A 17560-nucleotide genomic window follows, 5' to 3' on the forward strand; every position below is an offset into this window, starting at 1 on the left:
GGTTTGGGGGCGGCGGCCGGGGTTTGGCCGTTGGTGCTGGTGGGGGCGGAGCCGTTGAGAGGGGAGGAGTTCTTCTTGAACTCCTCGAACGGGTTCTCGCCGTCCAGGAGGTGCTTGGTCACCGCCGTGCGCGGGTTGAAGTTCCGGACGCTGCGGAGCTCGTCGAGCGGCTTCTTCAGCTCGTCGAACTCCGGGCCGATCTCCGAACGGATCTGCTCGCGGGCACCGGTCGCGTACTCCTTGACCTGGCGGACCGCCTTGCCCAGCCACGCCGCACCCTCGGGCAGCCGCTCCGGGCCGAGCACGAACAACCCGACCAGCGCGAGGATCAGGATCTCGGGCCAGCCGACACTATCGAACACCTCTCGACTCCTCTGGGATCCTCGTGGCTCGCGAACCGACGCCGAGCTGCCGACATCGCCAGCGTACCGACCGGGTGACGCCGGTCGAAGGGGGGAACTGGCGCAACTTCGCGCCGTGTCCTCCCGGTGGCCCGCTGTTCATGCCGTTGTGATCGGTCATTTCAGCGTCACGTCGAGCACCAGCTCGCGGCCCTGCCGGACCACGGTCACGGGGACGCGTTCGCCGACCTGGTGCCGGTCCACTGCCACGATGAGTTCGTCGGCGCTCCCGACCTTGCGATCGCCGACCTTGATGATCACGTCGCCTTCGGCCATCCCGCCACCTGCGGCGGAACTGCCGTCCTGCACGTTCTGCACCTGAGCGCCGTCGGCCAGCCCGTCGCTGACGGACTTCACGTTGACGCCGAGGTCGGCGTGCCGGACGGTGCCGGTGCGGATGAGCTCCTGCGCGATGCGCCGGACGTCGTCGATCGGGATCGCGAACCCGAGTCCGATCGAGCCGCCCTCGCCGCCCGAACCGAGCGTGCGGATCGCGCTGTTGATGCCGACCACCGCGCCCGAACCGTCGACCAGCGCGCCACCGGAGTTGCCCGGGTTGATGGCCGCGTCGGTCTGGATGGCGTCGATGACCGCGTTGGTGTCGGTGCCCTCGCCGGCCAGCCGGACCGGCCGGTGCACCGAGCTGACGATGCCGGTGGTGACGGTGCCCGCCAGGCCCAGCGGCGAGCCGATGGCGATGACGTCGTCGCCGACCCGCAGCTCGTCCGAGTCGCCGAGCTGGGCGACGGTCGGGTTGGAGACCTCGACCTTGAGCACCGCGAGGTCGGTCTTGACGTCCCGGCCCACGACCCGCGCCGGGGCCCGGGTGCCGTCGTGGAAGACCGTCGAGACCTGCGCGTTCGGGGTGTCGGCGGCCATCGAGACGACGTGGTTGTTGGTGACCACGTAGCCGTTGCCGTCGATGACCACGCCCGAACCGGAACCACCCTGCCCGCCGATGCGGACCTCGATGGAGACCACCGCGGGGACCACGCGCTGCGCCACCTGGGACACCGCGCCGCGCGGCCGGTCGCCCGAGCCCTGATCGACCTCGGCGAGCGTGACGTCCGGGTTGACCAGCGGGTTCCCCTCCTCGGCGGTGATCCGGCCGAGGAAACCGCCCGCGAGGCCGACGAGCAGTGCGACCACGCCGAGGATCGCCAGCGCGCGCGGGTGCACGCGGTGGCCGAAGATCACTTCCCGGGCGCTGAGCAGCGGTCCCCGTTCGCGTTCGCCGTCGTCGTCGGGCTGCTCCTCGGACACCGCGGGCGGGCCGAGGATCGCGCCGGCCGCCGGGTCGCGCCACGGGTCCCGGTCTCCGGAGCTCCACAGCGCCGGGTCGGGTTCGGTCTCCGGGGTCATGGGCTTCTCGCCCGGCGCGCGTTGCAGCGGGTCGCTGCTCTGGGGCGGGCGGCCGAACGCCTGCACCAGCGCGTCCGGCGGGGGAGGGGCCTGTTCGATCCCGCGCGCGGCCAGGCCGTGCTCGTCGGGATCGAAGCTGCCCGACACGCCCTGGGGGCGGGCGAAGGCGTTGCGCTGCGACGGGTCGACCTCGGGCCGGTCCAGGGGGCGCGGCTGAAGCCGATCGGGCGTGTGCCCGTTGCTGTCGTGGGACCGGGCGGGAGCGGGAGAGAATCGGTCCGCGGGCACGCCGCGGCCCGTCATGGCGCCGCCCTGCCACGGGTGCACCGGCTCTGCCCCCTGCTGACCTCGTGCAGGGCCGTCCCGGCGCGCGCCGGGACCCTGCGCGGGCGTTCCTGGCTGGTCGCTCATCGCTCCCCGGGCTGTCCGATCGGGCTCGTCGCTTCGAGTGGATCACACGGGCGCGCGGCCCGCCTCACCGGCATGGTGCCGACGACCCCATTTTGCCCGCAGCTCGGTGAAGTCCGCGTGGAGTGGGCGCGAAATCGCCAGCCCGCTACTTGGCGGGCGGCGCGGTGGAGGCGGCAGCCGGCGGGGCCGACGCGGGTGGCGCGGGCTGGACGGCTGCGACCTGCGGTTTCGGCGCGGCTGAGCTCGCCGGGACGCTTTCGGACGGCAGCGCGGCGCTGCCCCCGGCCGGGATGACGGCGTTGGTGAAGGCACCACCGGGAAGCGGCACGGGAGCACCCGGCAGCGGATGCCCGTCCTCGTCGGTGATGGGAAGGTTCATGAACGCCAGAGCACCGAGCACCAGCCCGGAGAACACGACGCCTGCGCCCTGCTTGGTGCGCCGCGAGGCCCGCCGGTCGGCGGAGTCCTCCGGCGGGTCGTCGTAGGAGGTGACGCTGGTGCCCAGCGGCTGCTGCGAGCCGCCGAGCGGCGTGGACGACCCCAGCACCGGTCCGCTGCCGAAGCGCTTCAGGCGTTCCGGGCGGGACACGGTGACGAGCTGGCCGTCCTCGGTCAGAGCGAGGTTCTCGGGCTGTGCGGGGAGTTCGGCGCTGGACGGGATGGCCTGCAGCGCCTGCAGGAGCTCCGGCGAGACCGACGGGGTGTCGGCCGCGCGGACCGCCGCGCGGGCCTGCCGCTGAGCGGCGGCGTCCGCCGTGCACGCGGGGCATCCGGCCAGGTGGGCCACCGCGCGGTCGTGGGCGCTCGGGCTGAGCTCACCGTCGACGAAAGCGACGAGAGCGTCCAGCGCGAGGTGCTGCTCGGGCAGCCCCCACCCCCGCAGAACCGTCATCCGTCAATCCTCCCGGCTTGTTCGCGACGCGCTTCGAGCGTGGACTTCAGCATCTGGCGTCCGCGGTGGATCCTGCTGCGCACGGTACCCAGCTTCACGCCCAAGGTGGTACCGATCTCCTCGTAGGAGAGGCCTTCGACGTCGCAGAGCACGATGGCCGCGCGGAACTCCGGCGGCAGCTGGTCCAGCGCCGCCTGCAGGTCGGGATCGAGGTGGGTGTCGTGGAAGACCTGCTCCGGCGTCGGACCGCCACCGGGCAACCGGTCGGTGTCCTCCGGCAGGCCCTCCATGCGCAGGCGGGACCTGCGGCGGGCCATGTCCAGGAACAGGTTGGTCGTGATCCGGTGCAGCCAGCCCTCGAACGTGCCCGGCTTGTAGGACGCCAGGGAGCGGAACACCCGGATGAAGGTCTCCTGGGTGAGGTCCTCGGCGTCGTGCTGGTTTCCGGACAGGCGGTAGGCGAGCCGGTAGACCCGGTCCGCGTGCTGCCGAACCACTTCGTCCCAGCTGGGCGGGGTCCAGGCGGCTTCCTCCGCGCCGGGCGAGACGGTGCTCGGCGTAACGCTCTTCTCGTGGGACCGGTCGGTGCCGGGGGCCACGCTCATCGGCTGTGTTGCCATCGGGCGAAAAGCCACCTCCTGTGGGCTTGCATCTACCAGAACGACTGGGGCGGGAGCGTTGTTCCCGCGCCCCGTTCACCGGTGAGACGCCGATGGGTGTCGGTGTATGACGGCTACTGTCGTCCTCCCTGGTGAAACCGGCATGAAAGCGGCCTGAGAAGGGCCTGAGAGTCTGGGTGAGGCTGCTCTCACCCGCTCGGCCCTGCACCGCTGATCACTCAGCGTGACTGAACGTCGCGCATGGAAACGGCCGTCTAACGATGTCGTCCGGAAACATCATTTGCGGGCGGAACGCCGATAACCTTTCGCGTTGTGATACCCGAGAGGTCGGTGGCCCGCTACTCGATGAGCGGCTATGAGGTGGGTGAGCAGGCACGTGCCCGCCCGATCGGTGATGGTCCGCAGGGCCAGCCGGTCGGTGCGTCGTCGCTGCACGTGCTGCAGTTCCTCGCTGCCGCGCTCCGGGCCAAGGCCGTCGTCGAGATCGGCACGGGATCCGGTGAGAGCGCCCGCTGGCTGCTCCGCGGGATGGTGCCGGACGGCGTGCTGACCTCGATCGACGCCGACCCGGTCAACCACCGCACGGCCCGGGCCGCGCTGCGCGAGGAGGGCATCGCGCCCGCGCGCACGCGGCTGATCAACGGGCGCGCGGTGGAGATGCTGCCGCGCTTCACCGAAGGCGGCTACGACCTGGTGTCGGTCGGCGTCGCCAGCACCGACTACCCCGACTACCTGGAGCTGGGCGCGCGACTGCTGCGGCCCGGCGGGGTCATCGTGTTCGCCGGGGTCCAACTCGGCGAGCACGACCAGCGCAGCGCGCTGGCCGCGGCCATCCGCGCGCTGGTCAAGGCCGTGCAGGACGACGAGGACCTGGTCCCGGTGACACTGCCGACCGGACCAGGTCTCCTCGCCGTCGCGAAGCGCTGACTTTGAGGAGTTGTTCCAGGGGCTGGTTTGCTTGGCGGCGCGGGTAGCGGAACCTCACACGCCGTCTGGACTCCGTGCGCCACTCCTCTTGTATGCCAATACACGGCGTCGCGGCGTACTCGCCAGACGACGTGTGAGAACCCGCGGCGGTGCGAGCTGAGTCCCACACCTGAGACGGCCGCTCCCGCCGCTGTCATCGGAGGAGAGAAGGCCTAGGCCGGGGACACCGACAGGAGCTTGCCCGCCAGGCCGCGGGCGCGGGTGCCGAGGCGCTTGGCGATGTCGCTGAGGGCCGCGCCCGCCGGGGAGTCCGGCTCCTGCAGCACCAGCGGTTCGCCCGCGTCGCCGCACTCGCGCAGCCTCGGGTCCAGCGGGATCTGGCCCAGCAGCGGCACCTCGGTGCCCAGCGCGCGGCTCAGCGAGTCGGCCACGATCTGGCCGCCGCCGGAGCCGAAGACCTCCATGCGCTGGCCGTCGGGCATCTCCATCCAGGACATGTTCTCCACGACGCCCGCCAGCCGCTGGCGGGTCTGCATGGCGATCGCGCCGGCGCGCTCGGCGACCTCGGCGGCGGCCTGCTGCGGGGTGGTGACCACCAGGATCTCGGCGTTGGGGATCAGCTGGGCGGTGGACAGCGCGACGTCGCCGGTGCCCGGCGGCAGGTCGAGCAGCAGCACGTCCAGGTCGCCCCAGAAGACGTCGGAGAGGAACTGCTGCAGCGCGCGGTGCAGCATCGGCCCGCGCCAGACCACCGGGGTGTTGCCCGGGGTGAACATGCCGATCGAGATGACCTTCACGCCGTGCGACTGCGGCGGCATGATCATCTTCTCGACCTGGGTGGGCTTGCCGCCGGCTCCCAGCATGCGCGGCACCGAGTGGCCGTAGATGTCGGCGTCGACGACGCCGACGGACAGGCCGCGGGCGGCCATCGAGGCGGCCAGGTTGACCGTGACGCTGGACTTGCCGACGCCGCCCTTGCCGGAGGCCACGCAGTACACGCGGGTCATCGAGCCCGGCTCGGCGAAGGGGATGCGCGGCTCCTCGGCGTCGCCGCGCAGGCTGCGGCGCAGCTCGGTGCGCTGCTCGTCGCTCATCACGTCGAGCTCGACCTGCACCGAGGACACGCCGTCGACGGCGGAGACGGCGTCGGTGACCCGCTGCGTGATCGTCTCGCGCATCGGGCATCCCTGAACCGTCAGGTAGACCCCGACCTCCACCGCGCCGCCGTCGCCGATGGACACGCCCTTGACCATGCCCAGGTCGGTGATCGGCTTGCGGATCTCCGGGTCCTCGACCTTCGTGAGGGCCTGGCGGACGGCTTCCTCGGTCGGTGCGGACTGCGTACTGGTCACGGTTACCTCGACAAGCGTTGGTGAACGTGGTGGGGACGGGACGAATCCCGCCGAACCAGAAAAGGGTCTCACACCCCTATCCGGCAGTTCCCATGTTACGGACGAGTAGCCCACGAGGGGAAACGCCATCGCCGCCGGTAGGGCCGTGACCCGGTGTGCTTAGCCGGGGGCGCTGAGGAGTCAAGGGGATGCGGACAGTAATATCCGTCACGTGGCCGAGACGGCTCTGGACCGATTACCGACTCGAAACGAATTGTTGGCGTACCGCAGTTTTCTGCGCGCACACGCCCGGGTCACGCGCTGCCTGGAAGGCGATCTGATCGCCGAGCAAAGGCTGACACTGGCCGCCTACGACGTGCTGGAAGCGCTGACCGAAGCGCCGGAGCAACGACTCCGGATGACCGAACTCGCCGATGTCGTGCTGCTCTCCCGCTCGGGGGTGACCCGACTGGTGGACCGGCTCGAAAGGCTCGGACTGGTGCGCCGCGTGCGGGTCGACTCCGACGGGCGCGGCGTGCAGGCGGTGATCACCGAACGGGGTGAGGGACGGCTGCGGATGGCCGCGTCGACCCACCGCCACGGTGTCGCGCGCTACTTCCTCAACGCCGCCGACGGCGAGCTGGAGACCCTGGTGCGCGCCTGCGAACGGCTGGCGGACGGGGGTGTGCCCTCGCCCCCTGGTCAGCGTGCGCAAGCATGAGCGGGTGAACTCCCCGATCAAGGCGGTCGGCCTGGTGCGGTACGTGGACCAGCGGTTGTTGCTGGTGCGCTCCCAGGACCAGGAGGCCTTCTACCTGCCCGGCGGCACGATCGAACCGGGCGAGACCGAGCAGCACGCGCTGCACCGCGAGGTCGCCGAGGAGCTCGGGGTCGTCCTGCGCGAACCCGAGTTCCTCGCCCGCTACCGCACCGACGCGGTCGGGCGCGGCGACGGCGTCCAGGTCGATCTCGCCTGCTACACGGGCGCTGTCGACGGCGAACCGGTCGCCTCGGCGGAGATCGCCGAGCTCGGCTGGTTCACCCGCGCCGAGTACGCCGAGCATCGCGTCACGGCTCCGGCGATCGTCGAGCTCTTCGCCGACCTCGACTCCGGGCTATGACGTGTGCCCCCGGCCGGTGCGGGCCCTGCGCTTCTCCTGCGGGCTCTCCAGGCCGGGAATCTCCTCGCGGAGGCGGTCGAGCTCGCCGCGGATGTAGTCGCGGGTGGCGACCTCCCCGATGGCCAGCCGCAGCGCCGCGAGTTCGCGCGCGAGGTAGTCGGTGTCGGCCTTGGTCTGCGCCGCGCGCGCCCGGTCCTCCTCCAGCGAGACCCGGTCGCGGTCGTCCTGCCGGTTCTGGGCGAGCAGGATCAGCGGTGCCGCGTACGACGCCTGCGTGGAGAAGCACAGGTTCAGCAGGATGAACGGGTAGGGATCCCAGGCGAATCCGACCGCGAGCAGGTTCACGGCGATCCAGCTGATCACCAGCACCGTCATCCAGAACAGGAACTTGCCGGTCCCCAGGAACCGGGCGATGCGCTCGGAGAACCGCCCGAACATCTCCGGGTCGAACGAGACGTTCAGCCGGCGTTCGGCGCGGGGCTGGTCCAGCCTGCGGTGGGTGAGCAGCTCGGGCATCAGCGGGCCTCCTGGGACGTCGGCTCCTCCGGTTCCCGGTCGGGCAGGCCGCTGTGCCGCCATCCTCCGGGGAGCAGGTGGTCGAGCAGGTCGTCGACGGTGACCGCCCCGATGAGGTGCTCCTCGTCGTCGAGCACCGGCCCGCACACCAGGTTGTAGGCGGCGAAGTAGCGGGTGAGCTCCGACAGCGGCGCCAGCGGCGGCAGGCTCGCGAGGTCGGTGTCCAGCGCGCCGGCGACCAGCGTGGACGGCGGTTCGCGCAGCAACCGCTGCAGGTGCACGCACCCCAGGTAGCGGCCGGTCGGGGTGGCGCTGGGCGCGCGGCAGACGAAGACCATGCTGGCCACCGCGATCGGCAGTTCCGGGTTGCGGGCCATCGCCAGCGCCTCGGCGATCGTGGCGTCCGGGGTGACCACGAGCGGTTCCGGCGTCATCAGCCCGCCCGCCGTGTCGGCGGAGAACTTCAGCAGGCGCTTGACCGGCTCGGACTCCTCCGGGGCCATCATCTCCAGCAGCCGGACCTTGTCGATCTCGGGCAGTTCGGCGAGCAGGTCGGCGGCGTCGTCGGGGTTCATTGCTTCGAGGACGTCGGCGGCGCGGTCGTCGTCGAGGTAGGCGAGCAGGTCCTTCTGGTCCTCCTCGGGGAGCTCTTCGACGATGTCGGCCAGCCGCTCGTCGTCGAGCGCTTCGGCGACCTCGTAGCGCCGCTTGCTCGGCAGCTCGTGCAGGGTGCTCGCGACGTCGACCGCGCGCATCGTGTCGAACATCGACAGCAGCTGCTGCACGCCCTGCGGGCTGCCGGTGACCTCGGCGAACTCCAGGCCCTCCACCTGGTCCCAGTCCAGCACCTTCGTCGGCCCGCGCCGGCCCAGCCTGCCGGTGCGCTCGCGGACCGCGAGCTTGGTCAGCTGCCAGTCGCGGGTGCGGGTCTGCTCCAGCGCGGAGTCGACCAGCACCGCCGAGGCCGACTCGATGCGCACCTGGGCGTCGAGCAGCTCGCCGAGCACCAGCATCTCGTTGGGGCGCTTGGTGAAGGCCCGCAGGTTCACCGAGCCGGTGGTGAGGGTGACCGCGGCGGCCTCGATGCGGGTGACCCGCAGCATCGGCACGAAGATCCGCCGCCGGGTGGGCAGTTCCACGACCAGGCCGAGGACGCGCGGGGGTTGCCGCCGGACGCTGAGCGCGGCGACCACGTCGCGGACCCGCCCGATGGGTTCGCCGTCCGGACCGAACACGGACAGTCCTGCCATCCGGGCGGCGAAGACCCTGGTAACGGCCACCATGTCGATCAGGCTAGGGACAACACGCCCACCTCGCCGGACGGCGTGATAGACACCTGGCATGAGCATGGTGGAAGGTGCGCGGCGCAGCTGCCTGGCGGTGCCGGGGTCGAGCGCGAAGATGATCGACAAGGCTCGCGGGCTGGCGGTCGACCAGTTCTTCCTCGACCTGGAGGACGCGGTCGCCCCGCTGGCCAAGGCCGAGGCGCGGGACCGGATCGTCGGGGCGCTCAACGAGGGCGGCTGGGACGGCAAGATCCGGTCGGTGCGGGTCAACGCGCTGGACACCGAGTGGACCTACCGCGACGTGGTGACCGTCGTCGAAGGCGCCGGTGCCGAGCTGGACTCGATCATCCTTCCGAAGGTCTCCACACCCGATCACGTGCGCTGGCTGGATCTGACGCTGTCGCAGATCGAGCGCGCGCTGGGCCTGGCACCAGGGCGCATCGGCATCGAGCCGCAGATCGAGGACGCGCGCGGGCTGGTCGAGATCGACGCCATCGCCACCGCGTCGCCCCGGGTGGCCGCGCTGATCTACGGGCCCGCCGACTTCATGGCCTCGATCAACATGCGCTCGCTGGTCGTCGGGCACCAGCCGCCCGGGTACGACGTCGGCGACGCCTACCACTACGCGCTGTTCCGCATCCTCACCGCGGCGCGCGCAGCCGACGTGCAGGCCATCGACGGGCCGTACCTGCAGATCAAGGACGTCGACGGGTTGCGCGCGGTCGGCGGTCGGTCCGCCGCGCTCGGTTTCGACGGCAAGTGGGTGCTGCACCCGGCCCAGGTCGACGCGGTCAACGAGCTCTTCTCGCCGCGCCAGGAGGACTACGACCACGCCGAGAACATCCTCGACGCCTACGAGTGGCACACCTCCGCCGCGGGCGGCAAGCGCGGTGCGGCGATGCTCGGCGACGAGATGATCGACGAGGCCTCCCGCAAGATGGCGCTGGTCATCTCGGGCAAGGGCCGCGCGGCCGGGATGTCGCGCACCGACCGCTGGACTCCGCCGGAGGAATGACCTGATTACGGCCGTATTCCGTCCGCGGATTACGGCGGTATTCCGTCTCCCTTGGCCGCGATTCCACCCGAATTGCGGCCAAATCTCCGACCCGGTCGCGGTACGTTCGTGATCGTGGATTCTGGGGACGAGCTGCGCCTGGCGCTCGCCATGCGCGGGGGCGCGAGCATGGCGGTGTGGATCGGCGGAGCCGTCGCCGAGATCAACGCGCTGCGCGAATCGTTGGACGGCACCGGGGAATCCGAGCACCCGTGGGCCGCTCTCGCGCGGCTGGCCGGGTACCGGTCGGTGATCGTCGACGTGCTCGCCGGGGCCTCGGCCGGTGGCCTCAACGCCGCGCTGATGTCGGCGACGCTGGTCTACGGGATGCCGTTCGAGCGGATGCGGCGGACGTGGATCCAGCTGGCCGACCTGGAGGCGATGGCCCGGCCGGTGCCGAAGTTCTGGCAGGGCGGACCCGCCTCGCTGCTGGAAGGCGACGACTACTTCCGCGCCGAACTCGCCCGCGTCATCCGCGACAACGCCCCGCCCGCCGAGCAGCAGCCTGGCCGCCGCGCCGACATGCTGCTCACCGCGACCCTGCTGGATCCGCTGGTGGAGCCGCACTACGACGCCCGCGTCGGCCCGATGCCGCTGGAGCGGCGGGCCGCGCGGCTGACCTTCCACCACGAAGGCCGTGCGGGGGACCCGCTCTCGGACTTCGGCGACCTCGACGACACCGCGCTGCGCCTCGCGCACGCCGCGCGCGCCACGTCGTCGTTCCCGTTCGCCTTCGAACCCGCGAAGGTGCGCTCCGGGCCGGGTGAACCACCGGCCGGCGAACCGAACATGCTGGGCCTGTTCTCCGAAACCAGCACGGGCACAACGCCGTTCCGGGTGATCGACGGCGGGGTGCTGGACAACATCCCGGTCACCGCCGCGATCGAGGCGATCGCCCAGGCCCCGGCCGACCGGCCCACCCGGCGCTTCCTGCTCTACCTCAACCCCGATCCGGTCGTCTCGCACGGGCAGCGGCGCGGTTCCGGACGTGCGGTGCCGGTGACGGCCGCGGCGCTGCGCGGCCGGTTCACCCAGGAATCGCTGCTGTCGGACCTCGACGAGCTCGCCGAGCACAACCGCGCGGTGGACGGGAACGCGTTGCGCCGCAAGGCCTTGTTCGCCCCCGTGCGCGAACGTCCCGAGCGGCTGGCCGAGCACGTCGCGTTCGTGGCGGCCGATCACGCGGTGGTGCGGGCGGAACTCGACGCGCGGGCGGTGCACGCGCTGCTGACCGACCCCTCGGGTTCGGAGGACGGCACGCTGCTGCCGCCGGTGATCGGTGAGCCGCTAGCGGAGTGGTCGGTGCGCGCCCGCGACCTGCTTCCCGACCGGCTCGCGGCGCTGGCCCGGCAGACCGGGCCCGAGATCTTCGACGACGCGCGCGGGCTGCGCACCGCTGTGCAGGAGTGCCTGGGCTGGGCCTGGGACGTCGAACGCTCCGCGCAGGTCGGTGCGTGCAAGGCGCAGCTGTACCGGCTGCGGGCCTTCGCCGGGGTGCTGGCCGGTCACGCCGACCGCTACTGGATCAACGGCGCGCGGCTGGAACCGATCGTGGAGACCGCCGAGCTCGACGACTGGATCCGCAGGGTGCAGCGCCGCCGCGAACGCCTGCAGCACCGGCTGCCCTCGCCGATCGAGCCGCTGCTGGGCGCGGTGCTGCGCGCGGTCTCCGACGGCAACGGGTTCCAGCAGGCGCTGGCCGAGTTCGCCGCGGAACTCCAGTCCATGGTCGAGTCCTCGGGCGCGGACGCAGCCCCGGACGCCGACGGGGTGGACGCGGTGGCGAGGGCCTGGGAGGTGCTGCACGGCATCGCCGACCGCCTGGCCGAAGCGGCCCCGGCCAGGCCGGGGCCCGTTGCGGCCGAGCAGGTCGGCTACGCGCTGCTGGAGACCACCGGACGCCGTCCCGAGGTGCTGCGGCAGCTCGTCGTGCTGACCGCGCCGCTGGACGTCGGCCGCGCTCCGACCACGCGCATCGACCTGCTCCGCGTGGTCAGCGACGAGCACACCCCGCTGCCGTTCACCGCGCTGCGCCGCGACGGGGCGCTGCGCATCGAGGACAAGATCCGCGGCCTCGACCTAGGCAGCTTCGGCGCGTTCCTGTCGGCGAAGTGGCGCGCCAACGACTGGATGTGGGGCCGGATGGACGCCGCCGCCACGCTCGTCGGCATGCTCGCCGACCCGCAGCGCCTGGTGCGGCACGGCGATCCCGAGCGGCTGAGCGAGGCGCTGCGGGCCGTCGTCAGCAGTCCGACCGAGGCCGAACTCGGTGCGCTCGACCAATCCCGGGCCGATCGGTGGCGAGGGTTCCTCGCGGAGGTGTGGTCGCGCCACGCGGGCGAGGTCCGCGCCGAGCTCGACGCGATGTTCGCCGCGCCCGACGACCAGCACCCGCTCACCGAGACCCGCAGGCTGCTCACCGAGCGTCTGCAGTGGACGATCGCGGCGGTGGAGGTCCCGCACGTCGAGTCGGTGCCGACGGGTGCGGCCCCGGACGGCGGTGCCGAACCGCCCGTGCCGCGACCGGACGAGCTGTCCCGCTCGGTGGAGACCTTCGACGTCGGCCGCCAGCGGGTCCGCGACCTCGGCGAAACGCGCCTGCTGTCGCTGGCCACCCGCTTCGGCCTGCTCGGCTACCGCGCGGCGCAGCCGTCCGGGCGTGGTGCCCTGCGGTTCCTGGGTCGTGCCGCGATGGCGCTGGTCAAGCCGCTGCTGATGCTCGCCGCGTTCGCGGTCGCCGCGCCGAGGCGAGCCGCGCTGCTCGGATTCCTCACGGCCTTCGCCCTGACGATCACCGCGGGTGGCGCGATGTTCGGCTCCGGTGAGGGTCCTGCGACGCTGCTCCCAGGTGACTGCCCGCCGAGGGCGATGTGCGCGGTGCAGACCAGCGGGTCGGCGTTGATCGACTTCTCCGGTGCCAACGTCGGCGACTGGGCTCCGCTGGCCGCGCTGCTGGTGCTGGTGCTCGCGATCTGGGCAGGCCGGTGCTTCACCAGACCCTTCGGCAGCGGACTCGCCCGCTGGGCACCGGCGCTCGCGGTCTGCGCTCTCCTGCTCGCCGCGGCACTCGGCGCGCACAGCACCGGCCTGCGCCTCGGCCCGCTCGGGGTCGTGCTGGCCGCGACCGCCCTGACCTGGTTCGCCGCGGTCGCCTACCGCGTGCCCGCCAGGATCGGCGCGACGCTCCTGACTCCGCTGCTCTCGCTGGGCGTGCTCTGGCTCGTCGCCGAGGACCGAGCGGACGTCGGCACCTGGCTGATCCTCACCGCGCTGGCCCTGGCCTACGTCCACGTCCTCTACGCGAGCACCGTCGACGTCCTCAACCCGCGCCCGAGACCGGCCTCCGCAGGCCCGGCCACACCCGCGGGCTCCCGCCGAGAGCCCAGCGCCGACCTCGTACCGCGCACGTGACGCAGGTCAGCGCCCCGCTCCCGACCCGGCAGGGCTGACCACCGCTCACCCGAGCGGGGTGGGTATCGGGTGCGCATCAGTGCGGAGACGTTCATGATCTCGGGGGGATACTGCGAGGTAGCCTGGTCGTAGGGGCGGTTTGTCCCGCGATTCGCAGTTCAACGGAGGTGTCAGCGGTGTCCAACCCCTTTACCGGCGCGAGCCGGCCGGCGCCGGGCACACCCAACCTGCCCACGCCACCCACCGGCTGGCCGATCGGTTCCTACGGCAAGTACGAAGAAGCGCAGCGGGCCGTCGACCACCTGGCCGACAGCGACTTCCCCGTCCAGGAGGTCACCATCGTCGGCGTCGACCTGATGCTGGTCGAGCGGGTGACCGGCAGGCTGACGTGGGGACGCGTGCTCGGCGGTGGGGCCGCCTCGGGCGCCTGGTTCGGCCTGTTCGTCGGCCTGATCATGGGCATGTTCACCCCGCAGGGCAGCTGGATCGCCCCGGTGTTGGCCGGTCTCGGCGCGGGCATCGTGTTCGGCCTGGTCTTCGCCGCCGTCGGCTACGCCTCCACGCGCGGCCGCCGGGACTTCTCCTCGGCCAGCCAGCTTGTCGCGGGGCGCTACGACGTCCTAGCCCAGCCGAAGCACGCCGAGCAGGGGCGTGACCTGCTAGCCAAGCTCGCCATGCGCCCTCCTTCGTAGGTGGTTTCGTGGTTGCTTTGCTTGGCGGTGCGGGTGGCGGAACCTGAGACGCCGTCTGGACTCCGGGCGCCACTCCTGATGTATGCCAATACACGGCGTCGCGGCGTCCTCGCCAGACGACGTCTCAGAACCCGCGGCGGTGCGAGTTGCTTGCTTGGGGGAGTGAGAAAGCACCTTCGGTGCTTGCCTGACGGTGGCTCGGGGACATCCGCGGCTTCGCCGCTTGTGGTTCATCGGAACCCCTCTTGACCCCTGTTCTTGGTCCTCCGGGTTGTCGCGCCTTCAACGAAACCCCTGCTCCGGCCGCCGAAACGGCTAAGTGATCCGGGGCTAATGGGGGAGCGGTTGCGTCGGTCGTTCACCGGTTCTTCACGGGTTGGCAACAAGGCTCGGGAGTCCTTGCCCTCCGTGATCATCGGGCCTTAGCTTTCCAGCCACCGGCTGACCGCCGGTGGTCGTGGTGCGACGGAGCGTTGACGAAATCCGGGAGCTCGGTCGCGCACGCGACCAGGGCACCGGAAGGACTGATGGTGAAAGTTCGCCGCACTCGTACGGCGGCATTGCTGGGCGCGTCCCTGGTGTGCGCGTCGGCGTTGACCGCATGCGGCCAAGCCGCAAGTGCCAACACGATCAACCTTTACAGCGCACCCGAGGAGAACCTGCAGCACAACGTCGACCGCTGCAACGCCAAAGCCGCGGGCAAGTACAACATCGTCTACCACAAGCTTCCCCGAGACGCCGACGGCCAGCGCGAGCAGATGGTGCGCCGCCTCGCCGCCGGGGACACCGGCATGGACCTGCTCTACCTCGACGTCACCTGGACCGGCGAGTTCGCCGAGGCCAACTGGGTCCGCGAGTGGACCGGTGCCGACAAGGCCGAGGTCGAGCAGGACACGCTGCCCGGACCGCTGGAGACCGCGACCTGGCAGGGCAAGCTCTACGCGGCGCCGAAGAACACCAACGTGCAGCTGCTCTGGTACCGCAAGGACCTCGTCGCCGAAGCGCCCCGGAGCTGGGGCGAGATGATCTCGACCGCCCAGCGCCTCAAGCAGGAGGGCAAGCCGCACTGGATCACCCTCACCGGTGCGCAGTTCGAGGGCCTGTACGTGCACTACAACACGCTGCTGGAGTCGGCGGGCGGGCACGTGATCGGCGAGGACGGCAAGACCGCCGTCGTCGACCAGGGCGCGGTGCGCGGGCTGGAAGCCCTGCGCGACCTCGGCAACGCGGGGGTCACCAGCCCCGGCATGAACAACGCCGAGGAGGACGACGCGCGGCAGGAGTTCGAGACCGGCCAGTCGGCCTTCGAGCTCAACTGGCCGTTCGTCTACGCCTCGATGCAGGAGGAGAAGCCCGAGCTGGCCGCGAAGGTCGGCTGGGCGCGCCTGCCCGGCCTGGACCCGAACGTGCCCAGCAAGTCGACCATCGGCGGCGCCAACTACGCCGTCAGCAGCTACTCCACCAAGCCGGAGCTGTCCTTCGAGGCCGCGAAGTGCTTGCGCGACAAGGAGAGCCAGAAGTTCTCTGCCATCAACGACGGCGTGCCGCCCACCAGCGAGTCGCTCTACTCCGATCCTGAGCTGCAGGCCGAGTACCCGATGCACGAGACGATCCTGCAAGCCCTCAAGGACCCGGGGATGCGACCGGTGACCCCGGCCGCGCAGAACGTCTCGACGGTGCTGTCCAACATGCTCAGCCCGATCGCCGAGATCGATCCGCAGGCCACCGCCGAGCGGATGCGCCGCGAGGTGCAGAACGCCCTGGAATCCAAGGGGGTGATGCCCTGATGGCGACCACAGACGCGCTCAGCGACGGCAAGCGGGCCGAACGCCGGCTGGGGATGCTGCTGGCGGCCCCGGCCGCGCTGGTGATGATCGCCGTCACCGGCTGGCCGATCCTCTACGCGTTCTGGCTGTCCTTCCAGCGCTTCGACCTGAAGTACCCGGACCAGCGCGAGTTCATCTGGTTCGACAACTACATCACCGTGCTCACCAACACCTACTGGTGGAGCGCGTTCTGGGTGACCATCCTCGTCACCGCCGTGTCGGTGCTGGTCGAGTTCGTGCTGGGCATGTCGCTGGCGCTGATCATGCACCGGGCGCTGGTCGGCAAGGGACTGGTGCGCACGGTCAGCCTCATCCCGTACGGCATCGTCACGGTCGTCGCCGCGTTCAGCTGGCGCTACGCCTGGACTCCGGACACCGGCTACCTGGCCAACGCCATCGCCCCCAGCGGGGCTCCGCTGACCGAGTACGGCAGCGCGCTGGCCATCGTCATCGTCGCGGAGATCTGGAAGACCACGCCGTTCATGGCGCTGCTGCTGATGTCCGGGCTCGCGCTGGTGCCCGACGACCTCCTCAAAGCCGCGGCGATGGACGGAGCGGGCGCCTGGCAGCGGTTCGTCAAGGTCATGCTGCCGGTGATGAAGCCGGCGATCCTCGTCGCGCTGCTGTTCCGGACCCTCGACGCCTTCCGCGTCTTCGACCACATCGTGGTGCTCACCGGGGGAGCGCAGGACACCTCCTCGGTGTCGGTGCTCGCCTACAACAACCTCATCAAGGGACTCAACCTGGGCATCGGATCGACGATGTCGGTGCTGATCTTCATCGCGGTCGCGCTCATCGCGTGGATCTTCGTGAAGCTCTTCGGCACCGCGGCCCCGGGCAGCGAAGAGAAGGGGAGGGGCTGATGGCCGGCCTCGGCGGGACACCGACACCCGCGCGCAAAGCCAAGTGGGCCGCGCTCAACGTCATCGTGGTGGCCTACGCGCTGCTGCCGGTGCTGTGGATCCTGTCGCTGTCGTTCAAGACCTCCGACACCCTCTCGGACGGGAACCTGATCCCGCGCGAGTGGACGCTGGAGAACTACGCGGCGATCTTCTCCACCACCGAGTTCACCCGCGCGCTGCTGAACTCCATCGGCATCGCGCTGATCGCCACGGCGATCGCCGTCGTGCTGGGCACCATGGCCGCCTACGCCATCGCCCGGCTCGACTTCCCCGGCAAGCGAGCGCTGGTCGGGGCGTCCCTGCTGATCGCGATGTTCCCGCAGGTCTCGCTGGTCTCGCCGCTGTTCGACATCGAGCGGACGGTGGGCCTGTTCGACACCTGGCCGGGACTGATCCTGCCCTACATCACCTTCTCGCTGCCGCTGGCGATCTACACGCTGTCGGCGTTCTTCCGGGAGATCCCGTGGGAGCTGGAGAAGGCGGCCAAGATGGACGGCGCCACACCCGCGCAGGCGTTCCGCCGGGTGATCGCACCGCTGGCCGCACCGGGCGTGTTCACCACCGCGATCCTGGTGTTCATCTTCTGCTGGAACGACTTCCTGTTCGCCATCTCGCTGACGTCGACGGCGAACTCGCGGACGGTCCCGGTGGCGCTGCAGTTCTTCACCGGCGACTCGCAGTTCGAGGACCCGACCGGGACGATCTCCGCCGCCGCCGTGGTGATCACCATTCCGATCATCCTGTTCGTGCTGTTCTTCCAGCGACGCATCGTGTCCGGACTGACCTCCGGCGCAGTGAAGGGGTAAGC

At 70.9% G+C, this 17560-nt stretch carries 16 protein-coding genes; 9 read left to right on the top strand and 7 right to left on the bottom strand.

The window, feature by feature from the left end; translation table 11 throughout:
* The 4 genes from tatB to sigE all read right to left on the bottom strand — a co-directional run.
* Positions 1-362, bottom strand: a 362-nt coding sequence (tatB, locus tag E1181_RS05945; RefSeq protein ID WP_132672901.1) for a Sec-independent protein translocase protein TatB, incomplete at its 3' end; no start/stop codon positions are given.
* A 156-nt stretch (positions 363-518) separates the two neighbouring features.
* Positions 519-2174 (bottom strand): trypsin-like peptidase domain-containing protein, encoded by a 1656-nt coding sequence (locus tag E1181_RS05950; RefSeq protein ID WP_235876456.1) that lies wholly within the window; start codon positions 2172-2174, stop codon positions 519-521.
* Positions 2175-2319: 145 nt separating this feature from the next.
* Complete coding sequence (locus tag E1181_RS05955; RefSeq protein ID WP_165944529.1) at positions 2320-3066, bottom strand: zf-HC2 domain-containing protein; 747 nt, start codon at positions 3064-3066, stop codon at positions 2320-2322.
* On the bottom strand, positions 3063-3686 hold the full coding sequence (gene sigE / locus E1181_RS05960; protein WP_235875309.1) for an RNA polymerase sigma factor SigE: 624 nt from the start codon (positions 3684-3686) through the stop codon (positions 3063-3065). Before sigE ends, E1181_RS05955 begins: the two co-directional genes overlap by 4 nt.
* 312 nt (positions 3687-3998) lie before the next feature.
* On the opposite strand from sigE, the gene E1181_RS05965 reads away from it, so the two are divergent.
* The gene (locus E1181_RS05965; protein WP_235876462.1) at positions 3999-4613 is read left to right on the top strand and encodes an O-methyltransferase; all 615 of its coding nucleotides are present in this window, start codon (positions 3999-4001) and stop codon (positions 4611-4613) included.
* A gap of 212 nt (positions 4614-4825) precedes the next feature.
* On the opposite strand, the gene E1181_RS05970 is transcribed toward E1181_RS05965, so the two are convergent.
* On the bottom strand, positions 4826-5965 hold the full coding sequence (locus E1181_RS05970; RefSeq protein WP_132672902.1) for an Mrp/NBP35 family ATP-binding protein: 1140 nt from the start codon (positions 5963-5965) through the stop codon (positions 4826-4828).
* 211 nt (positions 5966-6176) lie between these two features.
* Between E1181_RS05970 and E1181_RS05975 the strand changes: the two genes are divergently transcribed.
* Positions 6177-6665 (top strand): MarR family winged helix-turn-helix transcriptional regulator, encoded by a 489-nt coding sequence (locus tag E1181_RS05975; RefSeq protein WP_165944530.1) that lies wholly within the window; start codon positions 6177-6179, stop codon positions 6663-6665.
* The gene (locus E1181_RS05980; RefSeq protein WP_235876465.1) at positions 6652-7065 is read left to right on the top strand and encodes an NUDIX hydrolase; all 414 of its coding nucleotides are present in this window, start codon (positions 6652-6654) and stop codon (positions 7063-7065) included. Before E1181_RS05975 ends, E1181_RS05980 begins: the two co-directional genes overlap by 14 nt.
* On the opposite strand, the gene E1181_RS05985 is transcribed toward E1181_RS05980, so the two are convergent.
* Both E1181_RS05985 and E1181_RS05990 read right to left on the bottom strand, forming a co-directional pair.
* Positions 7060-7581, bottom strand: a complete 522-nt coding sequence (locus E1181_RS05985; protein ID WP_132672903.1) for a DUF1003 domain-containing protein — start codon at positions 7579-7581, stop codon at positions 7060-7062. The genes E1181_RS05980 and E1181_RS05985 overlap by 6 nt on opposite strands.
* Positions 7581-8864, bottom strand: coding sequence for a magnesium transporter MgtE N-terminal domain-containing protein (locus tag E1181_RS05990; protein ID WP_132672904.1), 1284 nt, complete (start codon positions 8862-8864; stop codon positions 7581-7583). The genes E1181_RS05985 and E1181_RS05990 overlap by 1 nt, the downstream gene beginning before the upstream one ends.
* A gap of 58 nt (positions 8865-8922) precedes the next feature.
* On the opposite strand from E1181_RS05990, the gene E1181_RS05995 reads away from it, so the two are divergent.
* The 6 genes from E1181_RS05995 to E1181_RS06020 all read left to right on the top strand — a co-directional run bounded on the left by E1181_RS05995 (position 8923) and on the right by E1181_RS06020 (position 17558).
* On the top strand, positions 8923-9882 hold the full coding sequence (locus tag E1181_RS05995; protein ID WP_132672905.1) for an HpcH/HpaI aldolase/citrate lyase family protein: 960 nt from the start codon (positions 8923-8925) through the stop codon (positions 9880-9882).
* Between the two features lie 114 nt (positions 9883-9996).
* Positions 9997-13332: a patatin-like protein gene (locus E1181_RS06000; protein WP_235876467.1), complete on the top strand. Its 3336-nt coding sequence runs from the start codon at positions 9997-9999 to the stop codon at positions 13330-13332.
* 176 nt (positions 13333-13508) lie between these two features.
* Positions 13509-14024: a general stress protein gene (locus E1181_RS06005; protein ID WP_132672906.1), complete on the top strand. Its 516-nt coding sequence runs from the start codon at positions 13509-13511 to the stop codon at positions 14022-14024.
* 527 nt (positions 14025-14551) lie between these two features.
* A complete protein-coding gene (locus E1181_RS06010; RefSeq protein WP_132672907.1) occupies positions 14552-15811 on the top strand; it encodes an ABC transporter substrate-binding protein in 1260 nt (419 codons plus the stop codon).
* Positions 15811-16713 (top strand): carbohydrate ABC transporter permease, encoded by a 903-nt coding sequence (locus tag E1181_RS06015; protein WP_132672908.1) that lies wholly within the window; start codon positions 15811-15813, stop codon positions 16711-16713. The genes E1181_RS06010 and E1181_RS06015 overlap by 1 nt, the downstream gene beginning before the upstream one ends.
* Positions 16713-17558, top strand: a complete 846-nt coding sequence (locus E1181_RS06020) for a carbohydrate ABC transporter permease (RefSeq protein ID WP_132627329.1) — start codon at positions 16713-16715, stop codon at positions 17556-17558. The genes E1181_RS06015 and E1181_RS06020 overlap by 1 nt, the downstream gene beginning before the upstream one ends.
* Positions 17559-17560 lie beyond the last annotated feature (2 nt).

Source organism: Saccharopolyspora terrae, from assembly GCF_004348435.1.
Classification (GTDB): domain Bacteria; phylum Actinomycetota; class Actinomycetes; order Mycobacteriales; family Pseudonocardiaceae; genus Saccharopolyspora; species Saccharopolyspora endophytica.

Coding starts and splice junctions, on each gene's coding strand:
- E1181_RS06020 (WP_132627329.1), top strand. CDS start 16,713: ATGGCCGGCCTCGGCGGGACACCGACACCCGCGCGCAAAGCCAAGTGG.
- E1181_RS05955 (WP_165944529.1), bottom strand. CDS start 3,066: ATGACGGTTCTGCGGGGGTGGGGGCTGCCCGAGCAGCACCTCGCGCTG.
- E1181_RS05990 (WP_132672904.1), bottom strand. CDS start 8,864: ATGGTGGCCGTTACCAGGGTCTTCGCCGCCCGGATGGCAGGACTGTCC.
- E1181_RS06015 (WP_132672908.1), top strand. CDS start 15,811: ATGGCGACCACAGACGCGCTCAGCGACGGCAAGCGGGCCGAACGCCGG.
- E1181_RS06010 (WP_132672907.1), top strand. CDS start 14,552: ATGGTGAAAGTTCGCCGCACTCGTACGGCGGCATTGCTGGGCGCGTCC.
- E1181_RS05985 (WP_132672903.1), bottom strand. CDS start 7,581: ATGCCCGAGCTGCTCACCCACCGCAGGCTGGACCAGCCCCGCGCCGAA.
- sigE (WP_235875309.1), bottom strand. CDS start 3,686: ATGGCAACACAGCCGATGAGCGTGGCCCCCGGCACCGACCGGTCCCAC.
- E1181_RS05995 (WP_132672905.1), top strand. CDS start 8,923: ATGAGCATGGTGGAAGGTGCGCGGCGCAGCTGCCTGGCGGTGCCGGGG.
- E1181_RS05950 (WP_235876456.1), bottom strand. CDS start 2,174: ATGAGCGACCAGCCAGGAACGCCCGCGCAGGGTCCCGGCGCGCGCCGG.